Here is an 822-nt window from a genome sequence, read left to right as displayed (position 1 = left end):
CCTCAGCAAGCACATCGGCATCTGAGTCAGCTTCAACAAGTGCGTCAGCTTCAGCAAGCACATCGGCCTCTGAATCAGCGTCAACAAGTGCATCAGAGTCAGCAAGCACAAGCGCTTCTGAGTCAGCGTCAACAAGTGCAAGCCAATCAGCAAGCACAAGCGCTTCTGAGTCAGCGTCGACAAGTGCAAGCCAATCAGCAAGTACATCAGCTTCTGAGTCAGCGTCAACAAGTGCATCAGCCTCAGCAAGCACAAGCGCTTCTGAGTCAGCGTCGACAAGCGCGTCAGCTTCAGCAAGCACATCAGCCTCTGAGTCAGCGTCAACAAGCGCGTCAGCTTCAGCAAGCACATCGGCATCTGAGTCAGCATCAACAAGTGCATCAGCCTCAGCAAGCACATCAGCCTCTGAGTCAGCATCGACAAGTGCGAGCCAGTCAGCAAGTACATCAGCTTCTGAATCAGCATCGACAAGCGCGAGTCAATCAGCAAGCACATCAGCGTCTGAATCAGCGTCAACAAGTGCGTCAGCTTCAGCAAGCACCTCAGCATCTGAGTCAGCGTCAACAAGCGCGTCAGCATCAGCAAGTACATCAGCTTCTGAATCAGCGTCAACAAGTGCGTCAGAATCAGCAAGCACCTCAGCATCTGAGTCAGCTTCAACAAGTGCAAGCCAATCAGCAAGCACAAGCGCATCTGAATCAGCAAGCACAAGCGCTTCTGAGTCAGCGTCAACAAGTGCGAGCCAATCAGCAAGCACCTCAGCGTCTGAATCAGCGTCAACAAGTGCGTCAGCCTCAGCAAGCACATCGGCATCTGAGTCAG

General features: G+C 52.9%; 2 pseudogenes. Both read right to left on the bottom strand.

The annotated features are described in order from the left end of the window. Positions 1 to 397 (bottom strand): annotated as a pseudogene (locus tag QM424_RS09800) (hypothetical protein); the annotation flags it as partial. Between the two features lie 81 nt (positions 398 to 478). Then, positions 479 to 822 (bottom strand): annotated as a pseudogene (locus tag QM424_RS09795) (adhesive domain-containing protein); the annotation flags it as partial.

It is taken from the genome of Streptococcus mitis, assembly GCF_047464945.1.
GTDB lineage: Bacteria > Bacillota > Bacilli > Lactobacillales > Streptococcaceae > Streptococcus > Streptococcus mitis_EA.
This window is presented reverse-complemented; position numbering and strand designations above follow the sequence as displayed.